Raw genomic sequence first — 23,154 nt, 5'->3', positions numbered from 1 at the left:
GAACTCTTCATAGATAACAAAAAAGCTGATTATTATAAAATCAACTTTCTCAAAATAAATTATTAAATATTTTGTCTATTTATTATCTAAAAATGTTAATATCCCTTGAACAATACCTTCTGCTAATTGGTCTTGATGCTTGCTACTTAACAATTTTTTTTCATCTGCTGGATTAGTTAAAAATCCACATTCTACTAAAATCGCAGGCATATCTGTATTTCTAAGTACTTCGAAATTGTTTTCTAGAATTCCTCTATCCTTTTCTTTTACATAAGAAAGAGTTGTAACTTGCACATTTTCTGCAAGTTTTTTTGAACCATCAGTTGCGCCAGTCCTATACCATGTCTCAATACCAGTCGCTGTAGTTACTCCCTCTTGTGCATTTAGATGTATTGATATTAAGGCATCTACTGAATTTTGCTTTGCAAGATTGACTCTTTCGTCTAAACTCACGTACTTATCATCAGTTCTAGTAACCAATACTTGTACATCTTTTTGCTTAGATAGGTTATTTGCTACCTTCTTCGCTATTTCAAGATTCAAATCCTTTTCGTACAGTTTTGAGTTTGTTTTACTCTGACTCCCTTTGTCATTCCCACCGTGTCCAGGATCTATAAGTACTGTAAATTTCTTGTTTTTATTTTCTTCCTCATCCCCCAAATCAAATTGTTCATCTGATTTCACCTTTTGTTCAGTCTTCAAGCTTATTTTGTTGTTACTCTTAATTAACCCAACTACTCCTTGAGATGCTTTAAATATACAAAACACAAAGAACGCGGCAACTAAAATGACTATTAATAACTTCTTTTTATTAATTCTTTTTTTCTTTTTCTCCTTTGAAGTTTTTCCCCTCGAATTGTCGCTTTTCTTTTCTGACATCTCAACACCCTTCTCAGTTATAAAATTTAGTAATTTTTTATTAATCTTTATTTTCAAAAAAATAAATATTTATTAATGATATTTTATCACCAAGAGAGATATTTTTCAACTCGATATATTTCTAAAAAGCTTTAAATATGCAGTTTTTATCCACCTAATGTTATATCTTGTGTATCATACCAACAAAATGCCTCATTTAAGTCTTCGTTTTTAAAGTCAGGCCAGTAATTCTCTATAATATAAAAGTCTGCATAAATTGACTGAATCGGCAAAAATCCACTCAATCTTCTTCTTCCACCCCATCTAACTATAAGGTCGAGTCTAGAAACATCAGATGACTGTATATGATCTTGTATATTATTCTTGTTTACTCCCTGAGCACCAGCTATATTATTTACATCCCAGTACCACCCGTAATTTACAAGTAGATTAGCTTTTATTTGGTTTTCTTTTGCTTCTATCCTATTAGTATAAGGAAGTAATTCTTTTGGAAACATCGGTGAACTAACATTTCCTACTACTAATAGTGCTGCTCCCTCATCCAAAAGTATATTTGCAGCTTTAATACACGCATCTGTAAATGCCTTTGTCTGATCAGCTGGTCTTCTAGTATTGTCTGTGGTAAATCCGTAGAATGTTACCTCATCACATCCACTATCTCTACAGAATCTATAAGCTTCGAGCCCCGGATCAATCCCACTTATATATCCTTTATCCTTAGTCATTCCTTGGTTGCTCGCCCAACGTCTATTACCATCTGGTATTATTCCAACATGCTTTGGTATTCTCATTTTTAATCACCTCTTACCACACATTATTGTCACAAATATACTTTATTAATCAGTATAATTTGTTAAATTCATACAAAATACGTTTAACTCCTAATAAATGTGTAGTAAACTATATAAATATAGATTTTTTTATTAATAATGGAGGAATACTGATGAAAACTTTATTTGACAAAACATCTATGAAAAATATAGATCTGAAAAATAGATTTATAAGATCTGCAACATGGGAAAATAGAGCTTTGGAAAATGGATCTATTGATGAAAATATAATCGATATATACTGTGATCTTGCAGATGGAGGGGTAGGTCTTATTATAACTAGTTACGCATATATAACTAATGAAGAAAAGCCTAATCCTAGGATGCTTGGTATATATGATGATTCTTTAATAGAAGTCTATACAGAGTTAGTGGACACTGTACATAAAAAAGGCTCTAAAATAATGATGCAAATAGTATATGGAGGTTCTAGCGCTAGTTACAATACAGAATCGAGAACTATACTAGGACCATCTAGCGTTCCAAACATAAATAAAGGTACCGTTCCAAAGGAAATGAGCAAAGACGATATAAAACATATTGTAGATTCATTTTCAAAAGCTGCCTTAAGATGTAAAATAGCTGGATTTGATGGCGTTCAAATACATGGAGCTCATGGATATTTGCTAAGCCAATTTTTAGACCCACACCACAACAAGAGAACTGACGAGTACGGCGGCTCCATTGAAAACAGATCTAGAATCATCCTAGAGGTCTACAGAGCTGTCAGAAATAGCGTTAGCGACGACTATCATGTCGGAATTAAAATTAACAGCAGCGACAATAGAGACGGAGGCGCCACAATTAACGACTGCTTGTATACTACAAAAGAATTAGACAAATTGGGTATCGATTCTATTGAGGTAAGCGGTGGTGGATTTTACAACTTAAAAGGTGAATCATACTTTAAAGACGATGCGTCTAAAGTAGCTGCATCTGTAAATTGCCCTGTAATACTTGTAGGCGGTAACAGAACCGTAGACAACATGAATAATATATTAAACAATACAAATATTGAATACTTCTCAATGGCTAGACCACTTATACGAGAACCAGAACTAATCAATCTATATAAGGAAGATAACTCCTATAAACCAAAATGTATAAATTGTGGTAACTGTATGAACGTTGAGAAAACGTGTATATTCAATTAGAGAGGTGGAAATTTTTTGTCAGGATTAAAAAAGCTGGTGGTATTTTTAACTATAATTGTAGTAGCCTTCCCAGCTAGCATATATGGATACGTTTATTTTAAATTAAAAACAATACAAGATAATAGCATTAATATTGACTCATTAAACAGCAACGATTACAAGAGCGATAAGAGCATAACAAATATACTTTTACTTGGTACAGATGCAAGACCTGGAGAAGAAAAGTCTAGATCAGATGCTATGATGATACTTACTTTAGACAACAAAAACAAAAGTATAAAACTTACATCGCTTAATAGGGATACATTTGTGGACATCCCTGGTCATGGAGAGCAAAAACTTACCCATGCCTATGTGTACGGTGAAGCTGAGATGCTTATAGACACTATTGAGCAGAACTTTGAACTAGATATACAACACTACGCTACAGTAGATTTTAATTCATTTATAGATGTAATAGATGCTTTAGGAGGCGTAGAAGTAGAGGTTCAGAAGAGCGAAATTAGAGAATTAAATAAATTTATACCTGAAACTTACAAATGGTCCAAAAATAAGGATAAAGGATCGATCGAGTATATTCAAAACTCCGGAAAGCAAAAGCTCAACGGATACCAAGCTCTTTCTTTCTCGCGTATAAGAAAGAACGATAGTACAGCAGAAAGAGACAGAAGACAGAGGGATGTTATTCAAGCTTTAATAAATGAGGCTAAAGATCTTCCAAAGAGCAAGTACGCAGGAGTTGTAAACAGCCTCCTTCCATATGTTAAAACAAATATGAATCCAAACACTATAATATCGCTTGGAACACAGTTGATAGGTATCGGAAATCTCGATCTTAAATCACTTGAGTTCCCTATGAATATAGATAAAGGAAGAAAAATAGGTAATTCAGGATTTGTTATACCTTTTGACTCGGAAGATATCAATGTGCTCCATGACTTCATATTTAAAGACATCGAGTACAATGGCGGTGAATAGGTCTTCGGTTTAGTTTTTATATGAGATGGGATAGAAAGGAGGAATGGGGATATACTGACCATGTCAGACCAAAGTGCTGATCTGAAAATGGCGCAGTTCATCCCCATTCCTTTTTTCTTTCTCTCGATATATAGAACTTGATCTGTCGACGTTATTTCACTTAATTCATACTTTATTCATAATATACACCAAAATATTCTATTGAATAAATTCCCATACTTTATTATAATTAGGTGTACGATGTTAAAACCCACGAAAAATCAGAAAGAAGGGATATATATGTCAAAACTTAAGAAATTTGTTATCTTTTTGGCTATTCTTGTTGTAGCTTTCCCAGCTGGGGTATATGGATATTTTTATTATAAATTATCTTCTATTCACGATTCTAGCATTGGAAACTCTGCTTTGGATAACTTAGATTATAAGTATGAAGAGGGAATAACAAATATCTTATTGATGGGTACAGATGCGAGGCCAGATGAGGACAAGTCTAGATCAGATGCTATGATGATATTGACTATCGATGGTAAACACGGAAGTGTTAAACTAACATCTCTTGCACGTGATTCTTATGTGGATATACCAGGGCATGGCAATCAGAAATTGACACATGCTAATGTCTATGGAGGAGCTGATTTATTAATTGAGACTATCGAGCAAAACTTCGAGATAGATATCAATTACTACGCTACTGTAGACTTTGAATCATTTATGTATATAATAGATACTTTAGGTGGGGTTAAAGTCAATGTAGAAAAGGGATACATTAAAGAGTTAAATAAATTTATTCCAGAGACTTATGAATGGTACAAGGGTAAGAAAAAGACTAAGATCGAGTATATTAAGAAATCAGGCGAGCAAACTTTAAATGGATATCAAGCTCTATCTTTCACACGTATCAGACACAACGATACAGCTTTTGAAAGAGATAAAAGACAGAGAGAGGTTATGCAAAGTATACTAAACTCGGTTAAAGAACTTCCTATTACTAAATATCCTCAACTTATGAATGCTGTTTTACCATATGTTAAGACTAATATGAAACCTAATGAGATACTGGCTTTAGGAACAGAAGTGCTTAAAATAGGAGACTTCAATATTAAACAATTTGAATTCCCTATTGATGATGAAGTTCACAGTACAGGTGGTATTTATGGAAATGCTGGTTGGGTTTTAAGGTTTGAAGAAGATTCTATCAGTATCCTACACGATTTTATATTCGAGGATAAAGAATACAACCCAGATAATGAGTAACATTGTAATTAATTATTAATCACTGCAAATTAAAAGCACTTTGAAGATTTTATTTCTTCAAAGTGCTTCTTTAGTTGTAATAAAATTCTAATTTAACTGGTGTATTGCCGATTAAGCTTTTAAGCTATTAAGTTTAATAATCTAATTAAAGCAGTTTTATTAATTCCTCCACCTATTTCGTATACTAATTCAGATTTTTTAACATCTAAAACTGTACTTTGTGTAGCACTTATACTATTTCCAAGCAGTACTACTGGTGAATTAGTTTTTGCAGCTAGTGGTCCAGCTGTTAGTGCGTCTACTAACTGGTCGCTCTTGCTTACAAATACAGAGCTGTAAGTTTGCTCTGGATAAAACTTCTCTATTACTTTTGCATTTGTCTCTTGTCTATCGTTTCCTGCTATTCTGTTCTTAGATACGTCAGATGCAACTATTGAGTCTACTTTAGTTATTACCTTGTCAGAAATACTTGCTGTTCCTCCTATAAAGTAAGCATCTTTTACGTCCTTCTCTTTAATCCAATTGTATATTCCAGTGCTTATATCATCTTTTGAAGTTAATACTATCGGTTGTTTTTCTGCTCCAGCTTTTGAAGCTATAGATAGCGAATCCGCTTCCCCTGTTCCACTAGTTACATATACTTTGTTTATATCGTTCTTTTCTGCTACTTTTTCAGCAATTAATAGAGATGTGTCGTACCTATCTGATCCGCCAACTCTATCTATTGTTATATCAGATCCTAAACCTTTTATTGAATCTTCAACTGTTGATCCTATTGAGTTTTCTCCACCTATTAGTATTACATGTTTAGGGTTTAATCTCTTTAATTCATTTGTTGTTGTAGTACCTATTTTATCTTTTTCCACTAGTAGTGTTGGAGCTCCATCAGTAGTTGCAAGTGGCGTAGAAGTAATTCCATCTACTATTGAATACCCGTTTACCAAAACTACTGTATCTGATCCCTCTGCCCAACCTTTTTTACTTATTTCAACCGCTGTTTCGTATCTAGTATTTCCCTCTAGTTTTTCAACTTTCACATTTTCAGGTTCAACTTCAGGAGGTGTTACTTCCTTAGGGTATAGTTTCTTTAAATCATTTTGTATTGTTGCACTGTTAACTATATCTTTAGCTGAGAAATACATACTTCCCTTTATTTCAGGATATTTTCTATTTAATTCTACTTGTTCAACAATTTCTTTAGCTACATTTTGTCCACCGTAACTACTTTGTCCTTGTTTATATATTCCTTGTCCTATATATAAATCTACATTGGTACCTTTAACTTCATTTGCCCACCATGCTACAAGCTTTGAATAGTCAGCAGCTTTTAAACCTATTGGCCAATAAAGTTGTGGCACTACATAATCTACAAGACCTTGTTTTATCCATGCTCTAGTATCTGCATATGTACCTACATAACTTTCATTTCCGCTAGTATCTGAACCTGTAGGCTCTGAAGCCGATTTATTTCTCCATATACCTGCTGGGCTGACACCAAATACCACATTTGGTTTAGAAGCTTTTACAGCAGCCTTTACTTGTCTTAAAAGATCATTTACATTTTCTCTTCTCCAATTATCTTTGTTTGCACCATTTCCATACTTAGCGTATGCGTCATCATCATTAAAGCTAGTACCTGGATAGAAGTAATCGTCAAAGTGAACTCCGTCTATATCGTAATTGTTTACAACTTCCATAACGCTATCTACTATATACTTCTTAACTTCAGGTAATCCCGGGTTATAGTAGTACTTATTGCCATGTTTTACTACCCAACCTGGATTTTTAATTGCTGGATGGTTTACAGGAAGCTTACTTAAGCTCTCATCAGCCATTGTAACTCTGTAAGGGTTAAACCATGCGTGAAACTCCATCCCCCTCTTGTGAGCCTCTTCTATCAAGAATGGCAGTGGATCATATCCAGGATCTTTACCTTGTACACCTGTTAAGTATTCAGACCAAGTATTTATTTTTGATTTGTATATTGTGTCTGACTTAGGTCTTACTTGAACTACTACAGTATTTATTCCTGTACTTTGTAATTTATTTAGTAAATTTATGTACTCTTGTTTTTGTTTTGCTTCGTTGTTCTTAGTCGATGGCCAGTCTATATTGTACACAGTTGATATCCATGCAGCTCTCATCTCTTTATTGCTTTTAGTCTGAGCAGATGCACTTGCACCAGTGAATGTGAATACCATTATAAAGGCCAGAAATATTGAACCTATTTTCTTCATATCATTTCCCCCTGTTTCTCTTTTGTAATTATTTTGTTACTTGCTTTGTTGCCTATTTATTACACGTACTTATTTAGTATAACGAAGTTCTATATTATATGTCAATTAATGACATTAATATTAAATTTTACAATTATTGTTAATAAAAGTGTTGTCGTATAGACCATCTTAAAAATAAAGTAAAACAGCAAAGAAAATTATGTCCTCTGCTGTTTTACTTAGAAGGTATATATTAAATTTAAAAGACTGACAAGGTTAAATCGTCTATTCTTTTACTTTTATCGTCTCTGGATTTTTTGTTACTATTTTGTTACTTTTTAATTCATAAATACGATTTTATACTATATTCCAAAATATTACAACCCTTTTTTGTAATATTTTTGTAACTTTACATAATTTTCCCGTAATATCTTTGTTCCTTTTAATTTCTTTGCTTATTTCGATTTCTTATTTATATGAGTTAAACTTTCATTATTTCTTATATACTGATCCAACTAGCATATAAAAGAAGAAACTATTAAATCAATATTTAGATCTTCTTTAAAAATAAGTAAAACAGCAGAGGAAATTATTTCCTCTGCTGTTTTACATAAAAGGTATATATTAAATTTAAAAAGATTGACTAGGTTAAATAGTCTATTCTTTTTGCTGGTTTAGTGAGTTTAATTTACTACTCTTGTATTATACGTCTTGCCGTTATAAATCTATTTGAATAACTTCCTGTATCCATTTTTGTAACTTTTACTACATCTCCGGTTTGTGGTGAATGTATAAATTTTTGATCTCCTACATACATACCAACATGTGTTATGCTTCCACCTGATCCAAAGAATACTAAATCTCCTTCTTTAAGGTTATTTCTCTCAACTTTAGTACCAGCTGTAGCCTGATCTCTAGATACTCTTGGAAGAGTTACACTAGCTGCATTTTTGTAAGCGTAAGTTGTAAATCCTGAACAATCAAATGAGTCAGGACCAGTAGCTCCCCATTTGTACGGTTTACCTTGTTGCTTATAAGCTAAATCGAGAACTTTCTTTACTTTAGAGTTTTGTTCATTATTAGCAGCAACTAAATTTTTATTAAGCAGAACGCTACTTTCAATTGTCTGAGATACCATTGATTGAGAATCTGCTTCAACCGCATTAGCAACTACTTGACCTTCTAAAAGTGCAAAAGCCGCTATTAGTACTCCTGCTAATATTTTTTTGAACCTTATATTTCTTATTTCCATCATATCTTTGCCCCCATATATTAAAAGTAATCATTCTGTTACTTTTTATGACCTTGTAATTTTTTGTTACTATTTTGTTACTTTTCTAATTCATAAATATGATTCTATACTATATCCAAAAAAATTACAACCCTTTTTTGTAATATTTTTGTAACTTTTCTTATTTTTTCTGTAATATCTTTGTTTCTTTTGATATCCCATCATATATTTTGACTACTTTTTATACAAGGCAGGCTTTTTAATTATTTATAATCCAATACATTTGGAATATAAAATATGAAACTATAAATGAATATAATTAGACAATAAAAAACAGTAGAGATAAATATCTCTACTGTATATAATTTAAGTTGTTTTTAACTATGTATTTGTAATTATCATATTATTGTAGTTTTTTAATCTTATTGTTTATTAGTTTAGTACTCGCTTATTAGTTTTGTACTATACGTCTTGCTGTTATAAATCTCTTAGAGTAGCTTCCAGTATCCATTTTGCTAACTTTTACTACATCTCCTGTTTGTGGTGAATGTATGAATTTTTGATCTCCTACATACATACCAACGTGAGTTATACTTTTACCTGAACCGAAGAATACTAGATCTCCTGGTTGTAAACTAGCTCTGTTTACATAAGTTCCAACTGTAGCTTGGCTTCTTGATACTCTTGGTATAGTTATTCCAGCACCGTTTTTATAAACGTAAGAAGTGAATCCTGAACAATCAAATGAGTTAGGTCCAGTAGCTCCCCATCTATATGGTTTACCTTGTTGTTGATAAGCAAGCTTTAATATACTCTCTACTTTGTCACTGTTTCCTTTGTTTGGTGTTCCACCTTTTATAGTTAAGTATCTTCCGTTTACCCAACCTTTTACATTATCAACAGTTTTTATTTGTACCCATCCATTGTAGTGCATATCTAAAACGTCTACTTTATCTCCAGTGTTTATTCTTCCTACAACTCTCCCGCTTACGCCAGCTGAGCTTCTCATATTTAAAAAGTCACATTCATTTACTATTGCAGTTGGCTCTGTACTATCTGTAGTTTCTGCTGCACTAGCTTGAATTGCCATTCCTTCCATCAGTACGAATCCTGATATCAATACCATAGCGATTGTCTTTTTGAATATGTTTCTTTTACTCTTAGTTATCATAGTTAAAATTTCCCCCATATCTATTATTTACAAATTTGTTACTTTCTCAAAACAACTAATTAATATACTAACCTATGTGGAAAAAATTTGCAACCCTTTTTGTAACATTTTTGTAATTTTTCCTATTTTTAGTAATAAATGTTTCTATTTTTAGTCCTTTTTTTAATAAATACAAACGAAATTGTAACTAATGTAACTAATCATCAATTTTTGTTATAGCTATCTCCCTCTCATTTGCCTTCTCAGCGGTTGTATAGGTAGTAACCAATGTTTTCATCAATGATTCTATTTTATCGGTCTCCTCGTCCTCTGTAACCATTTGTAACTCTTTTAATATTTTATCGATTTTTTCTCTATTTATATTAATCGGTTTACCTATAAATATTTTTTTATGTCTCGTCTCTAAAAGACCTTCTTCCGACATAAGTAGTTCTTCGTAAAGTTTTTCTCCTGGTCTAAGTCCAGTAAATTTTATCTTAATGTCTACTCCCGGCTCCAACCCGCTAAATTTAATCAAGTTATTTGCAAGATCTAAAATCTTTACAGGCTCGCCCATATCAAGTACAAATATCTCTCCGCCTTTAGCCATAGCTCCTGCTTGAATAACTAGCCCAACAGCTTCTGGGATCGTCATAAAGTACCTGATTATCATAGGATGAGTTACTGTCACTGGTCCTCCGTCTTCTATTTGCTTCTTGAACAGTGGAATTACACTTCCATTGCTTCCTAATACATTTCCAAATCTTACGGCTACAAATTCTGTTTTACTCTCTTCATTCATAGTCTGTATAATCATTTCAGCAGCTCTTTTAGTAGCTCCCATTATATTTGTAGGGTTAACAGCTTTATCCGTAGATATAAGTACAAATCTCTCTACATTGTACTTAGATGCAACTTTAGCTGTATTTAATGTTCCAAATATATTGTTTTTTATAGCTTCACTCGGGCTAAATTCCATAAGTGGCACGTGTTTATGCGCAGCTGCATGGAATACTATCTCAGGTCTATACATATCGAATATTTCATCTAATCTTTTCTTCTCTCTAATCGAAGCTATTACAACTACCAGATCAAGCTTGTCCCCATACTTTCTAATAAGCTCCTGTTGTATTGCGTAAGCATTGTTCTCGTAGTTGTCTAGGATTATTAATCTATTTGGGTTGAAGCTTGCAATTTGCCTGCAAAGCTCTGAACCAATCGATCCGCCTCCTCCTGTAACTATTACATTTTTACCTGCTATATAGTTACTTATATCTTTATAATCAACTTCTATCGGTTCTCTACCCAATAAATCTTCAATTCTTACATCTCTAATCTGCTTAATATTTACTTTTCCGTCGATGATCTCGTAGATTCCTGGTATTGTTTTTATTTTGCTATTTGTATTTTTACAGATATCTATAATATCCTTCTTTTTTTGATTATTTATATTCGCTATCGAGAAAATAATCTCATTTACTTCGTACTTGTCGACAATTTCAGGAATTTCATCAGAAGTGCCAACAATCTTCACATTGTGAATCACTCTTCCTCTTTTATTTGGATCATCGTCTATTATGGCAACAGGTGATTTTCTGAGTCTGGGATTTCTATTTAATTCCTGAACTACCATCTCACCAGCATTCCCTGCACCTATTATAAGTACATTTGAAATTCCCTCCTGCATAGAAGTCCTGTTAATAATGATTTTTATAGCCCTGTATGTTATTCTGTATCCAAGTGTAAACATTATTATAGATATCGTATTTAAAATATAAAATAATACAGAATAATTGTAGCCAATAACTTTGTGTACAATAACCACTGGTATTAAGTATGCAAATGTTGCAGCAAAAATTGATATTATTCCCTCTTCACCCGCATATCTCCAAAGTGTGCTGTAACACCTAAATATAATAAACGTAATAATATGAAGGATGATATACACTATTAATGGAATAAAGTTTCCTTTTATATAAAAGCCCGTTGATGTAGTTGTAAGATTTAAAGACAACTCAAATGCTACTAATATACATATTGCATCTAATACAACCAACATCATATGTCTAAATGAATGCCTTTTTAACAACTTTGCTAAAAAACTATCTCTGCTCAGTCTAAACCTTCTTTCCATGTCTGCACGACCTCCTTTACATCTATATTATGCCTCTAAGCTCTTAGTTCTATATCTAAAATTCTTAGTTCTATATCTAAAATAAAAATTAATCTCTCGATTATAAATCTTTTATACAACAATAAAAGCTACACTAATTATAGCATAGCTTATAAATTACTTTATTATTTTTCGTTATTATTTTTATCTAAAATATCTTCATATATCTTTCCAATATCGGTAAAGTTAGAATTAACCTCGTAATTTTCCCCGACAAAAACTCTGCCAGCCTTGCCCATGTTAAATCTAAGTTCATCATCTTCCATTATCTTTATAATAGCATTTTTTAAACCTTCAGGATCCTTTGGCTCGACTATTAGACCTGTCTTACCATTATCTAATGACTCTGGATGACCTCCTACATTTGTAACTACAACTGGCACTTCACACGCCTCAGACTCGATTGCTGCAACCCCAAAACCTTCTCTAAGTGATGGAAATACAGAAACATCGAATGAATTAAAAGTCTTCGCTACATCTTCAGGAGATATTCTTCCTAAAAATTCAACATCCTCTTCCACTCCAAGCTCTTTAGCTAGAGTTTCTAAGTTTTCTCTTTGAGTTCCAGATCCGCCTATTTTTAAAGTTATCTTTTTGTCTCTATATTCATCTTTAATTGCTTTAAATGCTCTAATAAGATACTCTATCCCGTATTTTTTTTCTAAACTTTTTATAATTCCAATTGTGAAACCTTCACTTTTTTCAACTTCAATAGGTTTAAATCTATCCATATCAACTCCAAAAAAAGTTACATCCACATGTTTTTTTGTATATTTATTAGCTTCTTTAGCCATATCTCTACTATTTGAAAAAATATAATCAGCTTTTCTAAAGTTGTGCTTAATTATCTGTTTTTGTAAAAAACCGTTATTAGGGAAGTCGTAAACATCAGTCCCCCATACCGATACTACAAATGGGTGGTATCCAACTAAACTTCCAATAAAACCATAGCTACTTGCGTATTGTGCATGCAAAATATCCGGCTTTATTTGATTTACAAGTTTTTTTACTTCTTTTATATAGCTTAAATAACCAGTTTTTTTAAATACACTTTCATTTTTCACTTCTTCAACATTAGAACCTAGATCGTGTATATCTACACCATCCATATATCCTCCATTTAAAGAAATAACATGTATCTTGTATCCTCTGTCTTTAAAAAAACTACAATACTTTAGAGTATGAGGATTTGATCCATCAGCCAAATAACAAATAGTTTTCATAATTACTACCTTCCTATAGAATAATATTCTATCTCCGCTTTTTTCATATCATCTAGATTGTAACAATTCCTACCATCTAAAACTAAAGGTCTCTTCATAAGCTCCTTGAATTTATTGATATCGTAATTTACTACTTCTTTCCACTCCGTCATAATAAAGCATACCTCTGCATCTTTTAAAGCTTCATCTATATATGTAGAGTAATTTATTGAATCTCCAAAAATTTTCTTTGAATTCTCAATGCCAGCAGGATCATATGCTGTAACATCAGCTCCTCTTTCAAGTAAATATTGTATATTTACTATAGATGGAGCTTCTCTTATGTCATCAGTGTCAGGTTTATAAGTAAGCCCCAAAACTGCTACCTTTATACCTCTAAAGTCATCTACTAATTTGCGAGCCTTTTTAACAAGCTTTAGCTTTTGATTTTCATTTACTTCTATAGCCGACTTAACTGTTTTTAATTCGTAACCATTGTGTTCAGCTAACCAATGAAGTGCTTTTGTATCTTTTGGGAAACATGAGCCCCCAAATCCGATTCCTGATTTTAAAAACTTGCTCCCTATTCTATCGTCATAACTCATACCTAGAGCAACATCTTCAATATTTGCACCTACTATTTCACATAAGTTCGCTATATCATTCATAAAAGATATTTTAAGAGCTAAAAAGTCGTTTGACGCGTACTTTATCATCTCTGCACTGTTTTTATTAGTAATTACAATAGGCTGATTAAATCTTTTATATATACTTTCTAAAGTTTCTCTAGCCCAGTCACTCTCAACTCCAAGCACAATTCTCGAACCTTTAAGCATATCTCTTACCGCTGTCCCCTGTGATAAAAATTCTGGATTAGATGCCAATTCTACTTTGACATTTTTATTTTTTAAATTCTTTTTAATATATTCTTCAATGTCTTCGTTTGTTCCCATTGGCACAGTAGATTTTATTACTACAAGAATATCATTTGTAACTGTTTGTGCAATCTGATTTGCAACTGTCTTGATGTAATCTAGATTTGGGGAACCATCACTACGCTCTGGTGTACCGACAGCAATTATTATCACATCTGCATCAATATACGCACTCTTGTAATCAGTAGTGTAGTCGATTCTTCCAGCTTCGTAGTTTTTAACCATAAGCTCTTCCAAATCTTTTTCGTATATTGGAGAAATTCCCTTCTTCATATTATCTATTTTTTGCTCGTTAACATCTACGCAGACAACATTTTCATTGCCGACTTCAGCTAAACACACCCCTGTAACTAATCCAACATATCCAGTTCCAGCAATAGCTATTTTCATTGTGCTTTCCTCCAACTTCTTAAAACTTAACCTGTCTTCTTTAACTAGCTTTTATTTATTTTTAACGATTCTTTATTTATATAATTTTACTCTTCATTATCCACTTTATTCAAACTCTCTTTTTGATTGCATTGTACACATAAAAACAGAATACATACATGCTTTTAGGCAAGCTTAAGTTTTCTATATTTCGATAAGTGTTCCAAGTTCTCTTAAGAGCTTTGATTTTGTTACTCGATATAGAATTTCCTACCAACCTATAATAAACTAAATCTTCGTAAATTCCATAAGCGTATTTTTCTTTCTTTAGAAGTTGTAGCCAAGTTGCCGTATCTTGACCCCTTCTAACTAGAGGCATTTCAAAATCACCCAATATCTTTCTATCTATAACTACAGTAGAACATCCAATAATTGTGTTTTTTAATAATCCCTCATAATCTATTTTCTCTGGTGACCTCGCCACCTTGTTTGTTTTTGTACCATCTTCTTTCATATATCTATACGATGTAAATGTAAATCCAATGTTTTCTTTAAGCATAAGCCCAACCTGTTTTTCTAGCTTTCTGCTATCCCACAGATCGTCGCTATCTACAAACGCTACAAATCTTCCCTCAGCACTTCTAAGGCCTTTGTTTCTAGAAATTGCAGCTCCTGAGTTTCTCATAAGCTTAGTATACTTAATTCTCGAATCATGCTCCTGATATTTCCTTATTATCTCGCTTGAACTATCGGTGGAACAATCATCTATCAATAAAAGCTGCCAATTTTTGTACGTTTGGTTTTGGATTGACTCTATCGTCTCTGATAAAAACTCCTCTGAATTATATACAGGAGTAATTATCGATACTAAAGGTTCATTCATAATTTTCTCTCCTTATATAGCAACTGGCGTAACTATAACCATAAAACTATTCCCACACTTGTTTTCTTTGACCCCAATACTTGTAGAATCCGAGAGGAAACATTATTATATACATAAATTTATTAAAAAACCCGTTTATCTCTTTAAAATGATTGCTTCCAGAAAGCAATGAATATCTCGCCAAGTTTATGTAGTTCTTAATCCACATATACGGATATTTATTTATCGGGTATGTATTTTGATTCGTAAGTATTAAAAACTCCAAAGCTCTACCTTTTAAAGATTTTTTCCTAAACATGTTTTTTGTAAGTCCATCTTCTAGATAATCGCTTTTTCTCAAAATTTTATTAACACACTTAATCTTGTAGTATTTAGACATTTCAAACCAAACGACGCTTTCTGGTAAGAAATTTATACCTTCTCTTTCAGGAAACGGAAACTCTTTAAGTATATTTGTAACAAATATAATTGTCTTGTCTCCTTCTACTCCATATTTGAAGAAAATATCTGCAAATGGACATTCTTTAACATCTTCTGGCATCTTAGATCCTATGACCTCTCCATCTGGATAAGCACATAAGCCAATGACTCCGTTAAATCCGCTTTTGTCTTCTATTGAATCCCATTCATCCCTTACTATTTCAAGTGCATCATTTACAATCTCGTCATCACTATCCAGTACAAAAGTCAATTCTCCTTTTGCATGTTTCATTGCAGCATTGATTGCAGAGTGTTTTCCACCATTTTCTTTATATACATAATTAATATTTAATTTATCTTCTGAAATAAATTTTTCAACTAATTCCTTTGTATTATCCTCACTGCCATCATCTATTATTAGCCACTCAAACATATCAATAGGCAATGTTTGCGACTTCAAACCATTATATACATTTTCAAGCAAATACGCTCTATTGTATGTTGCAGTAAATACAGTGATTTTATATTTACACATTTATTAGGCCTTCCTCTCTTGCTAACTTTTTCTTATACCGTTTATTCCGTAATATATGAAATAGTATATAGCTACTGGTAGAGGTATCTTTTCTACATTTCTATATATATTCCACGTCCATTTTGCCGCTTTTATCTTATTTCCACTAAGTGAAGTACTCGACTTTCTATACTTAGCCAATACTTCATCAATCCCATGTGCTATATATCCTTTTTTAAGTATAGATAGCCATAAAACATAATCCTCATGTGGTACACCACTCATTCTTATATCAAAATCTAACTTTGTCTTATTAATTACAACAGTAAGACATCCCATAACATTACCTTTTAACAACTTTTTGTAATCCACTGACTTAGGCACTCTTATTGATTTGTTTAACCTGCTGGTGTTTTCATCCATAAGTTCATAAGCAGTAAAAGTTATCACTGAGTCATTTTGATTCATAAAAGCAATTTGCTTTTCAAGCTTACTGCTTTCCCACTGATCATCGCTATCGAGAAAAGCTATAAACTGACCAGCTGCGTTTTCTAAAGCCACATTTCTAGCGTGTGAAACTCCTTGGTTAGACTCAGTTCTTATATACTTGATCCTATCTTCATCCTGCATATAAGACTTCACAATATTAGGGCAATTGTCTGTTGAACAATCGTCGATAATTAACATTTCCCACTCTTGATATGTTTGGCTTATTACTGAATTTATAGTTCCTTCTATAAATTTTTCAGAATTATACATGGGAGTAATTATAGATACTAATTTGTTATTCATATTACCTTCCTCACCATTTTTCAAATTATTTGTTTAACTTACTCAATATGCAATCGTATATTCTTTCGCAATTTTGGTTGTCATTGTATTTGAAAAACTTGTCTCTCTCATTTTTTTGATTGTCCATAACATGAAAATCATTATTAATGATTTCGATAAGTTTATCTACAGCTTCACTACTATTATACGACAAATATCCAAACATTTCACTTCTTAAATCTATATACGAATCTACCTTATCAATATACTCGTCTACATCAAACTGATAAAAGAGTATTGGTCTGTTCATATATAAAAAGTCAATCGCAACACTTGAGTAATCGGTTATATTTGCAGCAGAGGATCTTATCTCATCTGCCAAGGTAACACCTTTATCTAAAAATACTATTCTCTTCCCTGTTATATTTTCTTTTATGTCATCTATAAACTCGTGCATAAGATGGTGTAAATAAAATTTTATATTTACATCTTTTTCATCTAATACTAAATTTAATCTTTCATCATTTAAAAGTTCCATTATATTTTTAAAATAACATGTATCTATAAATTTACCCGAATTAAACTTTATCCAATCACGCCAAGTAGGACTATATAGAATATCCCTAGTTTTAGGGGACTCATCTGTTGGAAGGTTATCATACCTAGCATTTCCTACTATACACACAGACTCTTCACTCATTCCCCACTCACCTGACATAACATCTTTTTCAAACTCCGAACTTGCAGTAGAAATATCGTAGCTCTTAAGAAGATTATCAATAACACCTTTAAATCTAGAGTCCATAGCCTTTCTCTTTTTAAAGCTAATTGTCCCATGATTTAAGTATACTTTCACTACCTTATCGTGGAACCTCTTGAGTACAGGCACTACAAAATTGTATGGAGCAATATCAGCAGATGGAGAGTGAGAAAATACAATTACCTTAGAATTGTAATAGTATAGGTAGTTTTCGACACTTCCCTTTATTAATTTTTTACCAGGTATCCTGTCTTTAACAGTGCTGTCTTTACATACAATCCAATAAACTTCTACATCTTTATGGCTTTCTAGTAGATACTCATAAAAAAACTTCGAGTTATCATTGTATATATCACCCGAATGTCCGCCAATAAGCCATATATTTCGATTCTTAAATTTATTTTTATTAAATGGGTAAATTATAAAGGCAACAATCATATTTACCAAAAATCTCACTTTTTCCATAAACACCATCCTCATTATAACTTATATTGTCTAAATCCACTTATTCTACCTTTAATAGTTGCACTGTGGTAATCTCTATTCGAACTAAGAATAAGACCGCCTATATTTCTAGTAAGCTTAGACAGCATAACTTTAATAAATTTACTATTTTTTCTATAAACAATTTCCTTTTTACAAAGAGCGCCAAAACCTCTTCCGTAATTGTAATCTCTATTATACTTCTCTTTAGACTTAGAGTGCTTTTTAGCTGGATGGTAAACTATATTATCTCCAAAGTATCTTCCTCTAAATCCTCTATTAAGTAGATCAAGTATGTAATCGATCTCTTCTCCTGATCCAAATTCTCCACCTACACCTAATTTTTCATCGAATAGCGTGTAGTTCTTATCTTCGAAATTCACAAAAAAAGTTATAGACGTAATAGTATCTAGCACATTTGTACTAGTTATATGACATACTCCATCTTCCATCTTCTTAAATGAATCAATTTTATTTCTATCCATAGTCTTGCAACTAAAAATTTTATATTCTTTATTTTTTTCAAAAAAACTTACAACTGTTTCAAGTATATTGCTTTCATATTCACAGTCATCATCAGGAAAAGCTATAATTTGTCCAGCTGCATTTTCGATACCGACGTTTCTATTATAGCTAAGGCCTTTTTTATCGCTTTTTATATATTTTACATCTATTTTATCTGCATAATTTTCTAAAATAGCTTTTACTCTATCACATTCATTTTGATCTACTACTATAAGTTCAAAATTTTTATAAGTCTGGCTAACCAAGCTCTTCATAAGCAGATCTATTTCATCAAACCTATTTAAAGTAGGCATTATTAATGATATAAACATTTTTTCCTCCTCTACAATATCCAAAATAGATTGTTCCAACAAAATTGATCGATTTATTGGGTGCAACTACATTATACTTCGTACCATGAATTGGCATAATGCGAACCCAATAAATCGATCAATTTTATAGCAACCTAACTATCGTCTTTTTAACATTTCTTTAAATGTAAATTTTCCGTTATCATTATTTATTACATATTTAATAAGAAGTATTATCGTAAAGTTGTAACCAACTTCAAGAAGTATATTCTCCGCAAAAGCGTATATTAAGAAAATCATAACTACTGCTATGTATTTCTTCTGACCATTTTCTATAAATATACTTAAACCTCTGTAAATCAGGAATAAGAAAAATACTAATGTAACTATACCTAATAAGGCAAGTATATATATATATGAACTATCCAATGGATGTGCTACTGTAACCATTTCATCGTACTTGTTACCAAATAGTGTAAACATCGAACCAAATTCAACTAAGTAAGCGTGCCAATGAAGTGGTCTAGAAGCTAGAATTTTATTAAATATAGTAAAATTTGATAGAACAGTTCCAACAACTATAGATAAAAGTAAAAACAGTACTGGAAGTATCTTTATTCCAAACGAAATGATCGGATACTTTTTCAAATCTACTGCTCTAAGTATATCTACAAATATCAGCGCACCAATAATTGTAAGTGCTCCTGTTCTACTCATTGTCTGTAAATATATATATACAGTCATAACTATAAGTAATATTCTATCATATTTATTATAGTTATCAAATCTCAAGAAGATGTATGCTGCATATATAGGTAGCGAAAATAAGAATACTGAATTTGGATTACCAAATCCAAAAGTCTCTCTTATTACATAAGCTCCTCGAACAAGTCTATAGTGAGACTCTTCAACTTGAGTTACAAAAGGCAAGAAGTTTGACATCGTCATACATACTATTATAAATGCTAAACTTATAAGGAAATAACTCTTAACAACGTATTTATCTTCTATATCTCTAATGCTAATAGCTAAAAGTATTAGAACTAGAATCGAACCTTCTCTTGTAAACACATATAAAGCGCATGATATTAAAAATAATATCACTTCTGTCTTATTATGGTCTTTTCTTATAATAAACTGAATAAATAACAGAATTATCGATCCATAAAATAGAATTGGTACAATTTTTAAAGCAGCTGAATCTGCCTTAAGAATTGTAATCATATACTTTCTTAAAAGTATTATGAATAGAGTTAAAGTATAAAGCCCCTTATTTATTATTAAGTTTTGATTATTTTGTAAACTGTTTGCTCTCACTAAAATCTCTCCTCTTACATATATTCATGTCTATTATTTTCTTTTAATTGATTTACAATCTCTTTGACATCTTGAGCTTTATCTTTTCTACAAACCATAACTGCATCATTTGTAGAAACTACTATTAAATCGTTTATCCCGATTGTGGTTATAAGCTTATCATCAGAATAAATTATAGAATTGCAAGTATTTATAGTGATGTTATCTCCTCTTTTGATATTGCCTTCTTCATCAGTAGGGTATATTGCCCCAAGTGAATCCCAAGAACCAACATCACTCCATCCAAAATCTCCAGGAACCACTGCAACATCATTGCTTCTTTCCATAATACCATAATCTATAGAAATTGATGGTATTGTAGGATAAATTTCTTTAATTTTTTTTGATTCTTCTTCTGTTCCTATATACTGAGATATCTCTTCAAGCTTTTCGTAAACTTTCGGAAGGTATCTTTTGAAATCTTCAAGTATTTTAGATACTCTCCATACGAACATGCCGCTATTCCAAACGTATTTTTTTGAATCAACATATTCTTTAGCTTTCTCAAAATTTGGCTTTTCTACAAATTCACATACTTCAAAAGCTCCATCCCCGATTTTAATTTCTCTATTGAAGTTTATATATCCGTATCCAGTTGATGGAAAAGTAGGTTTTATTCCTATTGTAACTAATTTATCGTTATTTTCAGCTACATTTATAGCTTTAATAAGTATTCTATTGAATTCTTCCTCATCCTTAATATAGTGATCTGCGGGATAAACACACATAACACCATCGCCGTATTTCTTCATTATATTAAATGCTGCAAAACCAACTGCTGCTGCAGTGTTTCTAGCTGAAGGCTCAAGTAAAATATTATCATACACACATTTGTTTTTAACTATATCTTTTAAAGCACCCACTTGTCTATCATTAGTAACTATAAATAAATTCTTCTTTGGCGCTAAAGTCTCTATTCTATTAATAGTTTCATTGATAAGGGCATCTTGTCCACTTAAATTGATAAGTTGTTTAGGTACTTCTTGTCTACTAAGTGGCCAAAATCTAGTTCCGCCACCACCAGCCATTATGACATTGTATATCTTCATCTACATTCTCTCCTCATCACTATATAGCATTCACTATATTAAGCACATCTTCAACTAATTTATTTAGCTTGTCGTCTGTCTTTGTTTCACTTTCTGAGTTTACTCCAAAATAGAACTTGATCTTTGGCTCGGTCCCAGAAGGTCTAATTGCTACCCAAGATCCATCTTCTAATATGTATTTTAACACATTAGATTTAGGAAGGTCGTCAATTCCTTTGTTGTAGTCATTTGATTTTTCCACTTTTATATTTGATAAAGTTTCTATATTTGAATTTCTAAAGTACTCCATAATTTCTTTTATCTTTTCAACACCCTCGATACCTTTAAGTGTAAAAGATTTTAGATCTTCTTTATAGTAACCGAATTTATTGTATGTATCAATTAAAGCATCGTACAAACTCATGCCTTTAGATAAATAATAGGCAGTCATTTCACATATCATCATAGATGCAACTACTGCATCTTTATCCCTTGCATGTGTTCCAATAAGATATCCATAGCTCTCTTCATATCCCATTATAAATGTTCTATTTCTATCTGCTTCAAATTCATTTATTTTTTCACCTATAAATTTAAATCCTGTAAGAGTATTTAAACAGTCAACCCCATAGCTATTTGCTATCTTAGCACCTAATTCTGAAGTTACGATAGTTTTTATTATTGTAGGATTATTTGTAGGAAGTTTGTTTTCTTCTACTAGCCCTTCTATTATATACCTAACTAGAAGCGATCCTGTTTGATTTCCATTTAATACAATATACTCTCCGCTCAAATCCTTTACTACAACACCAACTCTATCACAGTCGGGATCTGTTCCAATAATTAAATCAGCTCCATCTCTTTTAGCCATATCTATAGCTATATCAAATGCAGATCTTTCCTCTGGGTTTGGATATTTTACTGTAGAAAAACTTGGGTCTGGAAGCTCTTGCTCTTTTACAACAGAAACATTTTTAAATCCAACCTCTTTAAGTATCTCTCTTACCGGAATGTTTCCTGTACCGTGAATCGGTGTATATATAACTTTCAGATTTTCACTGTATTTGTCTATTATATCTTGTCTTAAAACTTGTTTTTTAACTGCATCTAAAAAAGCTTTATCAATATTCTCTTTAAGTACTATTATTGACCCATTTTCTAATGAAGCACGAAAATCTACAGTGCGAATTTCACTGTAGTCTTTTATTTTATCAACTTCTGATATTATTTCATTTGCTACATCAAGACAAACTTGTCCCCCATTACTATCGTACACTTTGTATCCATTGTACTCTTTTGGGTTGTGACTAGCTGTTATAACTATTCCCATAATGCAGTTTAACTCTCTTACAGAAAAAGATAGCTGTGGTGTAGATCTTAAATCGTCAAATAAATACGCCTTTACTCCGTAGGCTGCTAAAGTAGTAGCAACCTCAATAGAAAACTCCTTTGACATAAATCTACAGTCGTGAGCAATCACAACTCCCATCTCTTTTCCTCTGTCACCTGCAGTCTTGAGGATATAGTTAAGCACGCCAAGAGTGGCACGTCTAACAGTGTATATATTCATTCTGTTAGTACCTGCACCTACTACACCTCTTAGACCTCCTGTTCCAAACTCAAGGTCTTTATAAAATCTATCTTCAATTTCTTTATCGTCGCTTTTAATAGCAACTAACTCTTCTTTAGTATCTATATCGATAAAAGGAGAATTGATCCACTCCTCATATTTAGCTCTGTAGTTCATCATATC

19 protein-coding genes are annotated in these 23,154 nt (G+C 32.0%); 3 read left to right on the top strand and 16 right to left on the bottom strand.

The features are described from left to right. Positions 1–75: 75 nt before the first annotated feature. Positions 76–879: an N-acetylmuramoyl-L-alanine amidase family protein gene (locus J2Z43_RS08325; RefSeq protein ID WP_209456751.1), complete on the bottom strand. Its 804-nt coding sequence runs from the start codon at positions 877–879 to the stop codon at positions 76–78. Positions 880–1,025: 146 nt separating this feature from the next. Further along, positions 1,026–1,670 carry an undecaprenyl diphosphate synthase family protein gene (locus J2Z43_RS08320; RefSeq protein WP_027701391.1) on the bottom strand — a complete coding sequence of 215 codons (645 nt, stop codon included), beginning with the start codon at positions 1,668–1,670 and terminating at the stop codon, positions 1,026–1,028. A gap of 152 nt (positions 1,671–1,822) precedes the next feature. Here J2Z43_RS08320 and J2Z43_RS08315 point away from each other — a divergent pair, with 152 nt between their 5' ends. From J2Z43_RS08315 to J2Z43_RS08305, 3 genes are all read left to right on the top strand, one after another. Further along, positions 1,823–2,863: an NADH:flavin oxidoreductase gene (locus J2Z43_RS08315; RefSeq protein ID WP_209456750.1), complete on the top strand. Its 1,041-nt coding sequence runs from the start codon at positions 1,823–1,825 to the stop codon at positions 2,861–2,863. Positions 2,864–2,878: 15 nt separating this feature from the next. Continuing rightward, the gene (locus J2Z43_RS08310) at positions 2,879–3,841 is read left to right on the top strand and encodes an LCP family protein (RefSeq protein WP_209456749.1); all 963 of its coding nucleotides are present in this window, start codon (positions 2,879–2,881) and stop codon (positions 3,839–3,841) included. Between the two features lie 279 nt (positions 3,842–4,120). Further along, positions 4,121–5,095: an LCP family protein gene (locus J2Z43_RS08305; protein WP_209456748.1), complete on the top strand. Its 975-nt coding sequence runs from the start codon at positions 4,121–4,123 to the stop codon at positions 5,093–5,095. 119 nt (positions 5,096–5,214) lie between these two features. On the opposite strand, the gene J2Z43_RS08300 is transcribed toward J2Z43_RS08305, so the two are convergent. The 14 genes from J2Z43_RS08300 to J2Z43_RS08235 all read right to left on the bottom strand — a co-directional run bounded on the left by J2Z43_RS08300 (position 5,215) and on the right by J2Z43_RS08235 (position 23,148). Next, positions 5,215–7,332 (bottom strand): family 10 glycosylhydrolase, encoded by a 2,118-nt coding sequence (locus J2Z43_RS08300; RefSeq protein ID WP_209456747.1) that lies wholly within the window; start codon positions 7,330–7,332, stop codon positions 5,215–5,217. Positions 7,333–8,002: 670 nt separating this feature from the next. Beyond that, positions 8,003–8,566: a C40 family peptidase gene (locus J2Z43_RS08295; RefSeq protein WP_209456746.1), complete on the bottom strand. Its 564-nt coding sequence runs from the start codon at positions 8,564–8,566 to the stop codon at positions 8,003–8,005. Positions 8,567–8,993: 427 nt separating this feature from the next. Next, the gene (locus tag J2Z43_RS08290; RefSeq protein ID WP_209456745.1) at positions 8,994–9,713 is read right to left on the bottom strand and encodes a C40 family peptidase; all 720 of its coding nucleotides are present in this window, start codon (positions 9,711–9,713) and stop codon (positions 8,994–8,996) included. Positions 9,714–9,909: 196 nt separating this feature from the next. After that, a complete protein-coding gene (locus tag J2Z43_RS08285; protein ID WP_234926203.1) occupies positions 9,910–11,826 on the bottom strand; it encodes a polysaccharide biosynthesis protein in 1,917 nt (638 codons plus the stop codon). A 164-nt stretch (positions 11,827–11,990) separates the two neighbouring features. Continuing rightward, positions 11,991–13,088, bottom strand: a complete 1,098-nt coding sequence (locus tag J2Z43_RS08280; protein ID WP_209456744.1) for a glycosyltransferase — start codon at positions 13,086–13,088, stop codon at positions 11,991–11,993. 5 nt (positions 13,089–13,093) lie between these two features. Further along, complete coding sequence (locus tag J2Z43_RS08275) at positions 13,094–14,392, bottom strand: UDP-glucose dehydrogenase family protein (protein WP_209456743.1); 1,299 nt, start codon at positions 14,390–14,392, stop codon at positions 13,094–13,096. Positions 14,393–14,501: 109 nt separating this feature from the next. Next, a complete protein-coding gene (locus tag J2Z43_RS08270) occupies positions 14,502–15,254 on the bottom strand; it encodes a glycosyltransferase family 2 protein (protein ID WP_209456742.1) in 753 nt (250 codons plus the stop codon). Positions 15,255–15,300: 46 nt separating this feature from the next. After that, complete coding sequence (locus J2Z43_RS08265) at positions 15,301–16,209, bottom strand: glycosyltransferase family 2 protein (RefSeq protein WP_209456741.1); 909 nt, start codon at positions 16,207–16,209, stop codon at positions 15,301–15,303. Positions 16,210–16,230: 21 nt separating this feature from the next. Then, entirely contained in the window at positions 16,231–16,980 is a 750-nt protein-coding gene (locus tag J2Z43_RS08260; RefSeq protein WP_209456740.1) for a glycosyltransferase family 2 protein, read from the bottom strand. Between the two features lie 25 nt (positions 16,981–17,005). After that, on the bottom strand, positions 17,006–18,184 hold the full coding sequence (locus tag J2Z43_RS08255) for a CDP-glycerol glycerophosphotransferase family protein (RefSeq protein ID WP_209456739.1): 1,179 nt from the start codon (positions 18,182–18,184) through the stop codon (positions 17,006–17,008). Between the two features lie 14 nt (positions 18,185–18,198). Beyond that, a complete protein-coding gene (locus tag J2Z43_RS08250; protein ID WP_209456738.1) occupies positions 18,199–19,038 on the bottom strand; it encodes a glycosyltransferase family 2 protein in 840 nt (279 codons plus the stop codon). 138 nt (positions 19,039–19,176) lie between these two features. After that, complete coding sequence (locus J2Z43_RS08245) at positions 19,177–20,334, bottom strand: polysaccharide polymerase (RefSeq protein ID WP_209456737.1); 1,158 nt, start codon at positions 20,332–20,334, stop codon at positions 19,177–19,179. Between the two features lie 14 nt (positions 20,335–20,348). Further along, on the bottom strand, positions 20,349–21,422 hold the full coding sequence (locus J2Z43_RS08240; RefSeq protein ID WP_209456736.1) for a mannose-1-phosphate guanylyltransferase: 1,074 nt from the start codon (positions 21,420–21,422) through the stop codon (positions 20,349–20,351). A 19-nt stretch (positions 21,423–21,441) separates the two neighbouring features. After that, complete coding sequence (locus J2Z43_RS08235; RefSeq protein ID WP_209456792.1) at positions 21,442–23,148, bottom strand: phospho-sugar mutase; 1,707 nt, start codon at positions 23,146–23,148, stop codon at positions 21,442–21,444. Positions 23,149–23,154: the final 6 nt, after the last annotated feature.

The sequence above is a fragment of the Metaclostridioides mangenotii genome, from assembly GCF_017873185.1.
Taxonomy (GTDB): Bacteria; Bacillota; Clostridia; order Peptostreptococcales; family Peptostreptococcaceae; genus Metaclostridioides; species Metaclostridioides mangenotii.
Note: the sequence above shows the minus strand (reverse complement) of the source record. Positions and strands in the feature narration are given on the sequence as shown.

Excerpts from the sequence above, each read along its gene's own strand:
- J2Z43_RS08265 (WP_209456741.1), bottom strand. The coding sequence starts at position 16,209 with ATGTGTAAATATAAAATCACTGTATTTACTGCAACATACAATAGAGCG.
- J2Z43_RS08290 (WP_209456745.1), bottom strand. The coding sequence starts at position 9,713 with ATGATAACTAAGAGTAAAAGAAACATATTCAAAAAGACAATCGCTATG.
- J2Z43_RS08295 (WP_209456746.1), bottom strand. The coding sequence starts at position 8,566 with ATGATGGAAATAAGAAATATAAGGTTCAAAAAAATATTAGCAGGAGTA.
- J2Z43_RS08270 (WP_209456742.1), bottom strand. The coding sequence starts at position 15,254 with ATGAATGAACCTTTAGTATCGATAATTACTCCTGTATATAATTCAGAG.
- J2Z43_RS08280 (WP_209456744.1), bottom strand. The coding sequence starts at position 13,088 with ATGAAAACTATTTGTTATTTGGCTGATGGATCAAATCCTCATACTCTA.
- J2Z43_RS08325 (WP_209456751.1), bottom strand. The coding sequence starts at position 879 with ATGTCAGAAAAGAAAAGCGACAATTCGAGGGGAAAAACTTCAAAGGAG.
- J2Z43_RS08255 (WP_209456739.1), bottom strand. The coding sequence starts at position 18,184 with ATGGAAAAAGTGAGATTTTTGGTAAATATGATTGTTGCCTTTATAATT.
- J2Z43_RS08250 (WP_209456738.1), bottom strand. The coding sequence starts at position 19,038 with ATGTTTATATCATTAATAATGCCTACTTTAAATAGGTTTGATGAAATA.
- J2Z43_RS08320 (WP_027701391.1), bottom strand. The coding sequence starts at position 1,670 with ATGAGAATACCAAAGCATGTTGGAATAATACCAGATGGTAATAGACGT.
- J2Z43_RS08305 (WP_209456748.1), top strand. The coding sequence starts at position 4,121 with ATGTCAAAACTTAAGAAATTTGTTATCTTTTTGGCTATTCTTGTTGTA.
- J2Z43_RS08300 (WP_209456747.1), bottom strand. The coding sequence starts at position 7,332 with ATGAAGAAAATAGGTTCAATATTTCTGGCCTTTATAATGGTATTCACA.
- J2Z43_RS08240 (WP_209456736.1), bottom strand. The coding sequence starts at position 21,422 with ATGAAGATATACAATGTCATAATGGCTGGTGGTGGCGGAACTAGATTT.
- J2Z43_RS08275 (WP_209456743.1), bottom strand. The coding sequence starts at position 14,392 with ATGAAAATAGCTATTGCTGGAACTGGATATGTTGGATTAGTTACAGGG.
- J2Z43_RS08260 (WP_209456740.1), bottom strand. The coding sequence starts at position 16,980 with ATGAATAACAAATTAGTATCTATAATTACTCCCATGTATAATTCTGAA.
- J2Z43_RS08285 (WP_234926203.1), bottom strand. The coding sequence starts at position 11,826 with ATGGAAAGAAGGTTTAGACTGAGCAGAGATAGTTTTTTAGCAAAGTTG.
- J2Z43_RS08235 (WP_209456792.1), bottom strand. The coding sequence starts at position 23,148 with ATGAACTACAGAGCTAAATATGAGGAGTGGATCAATTCTCCTTTTATC.
- J2Z43_RS08315 (WP_209456750.1), top strand. The coding sequence starts at position 1,823 with ATGAAAACTTTATTTGACAAAACATCTATGAAAAATATAGATCTGAAA.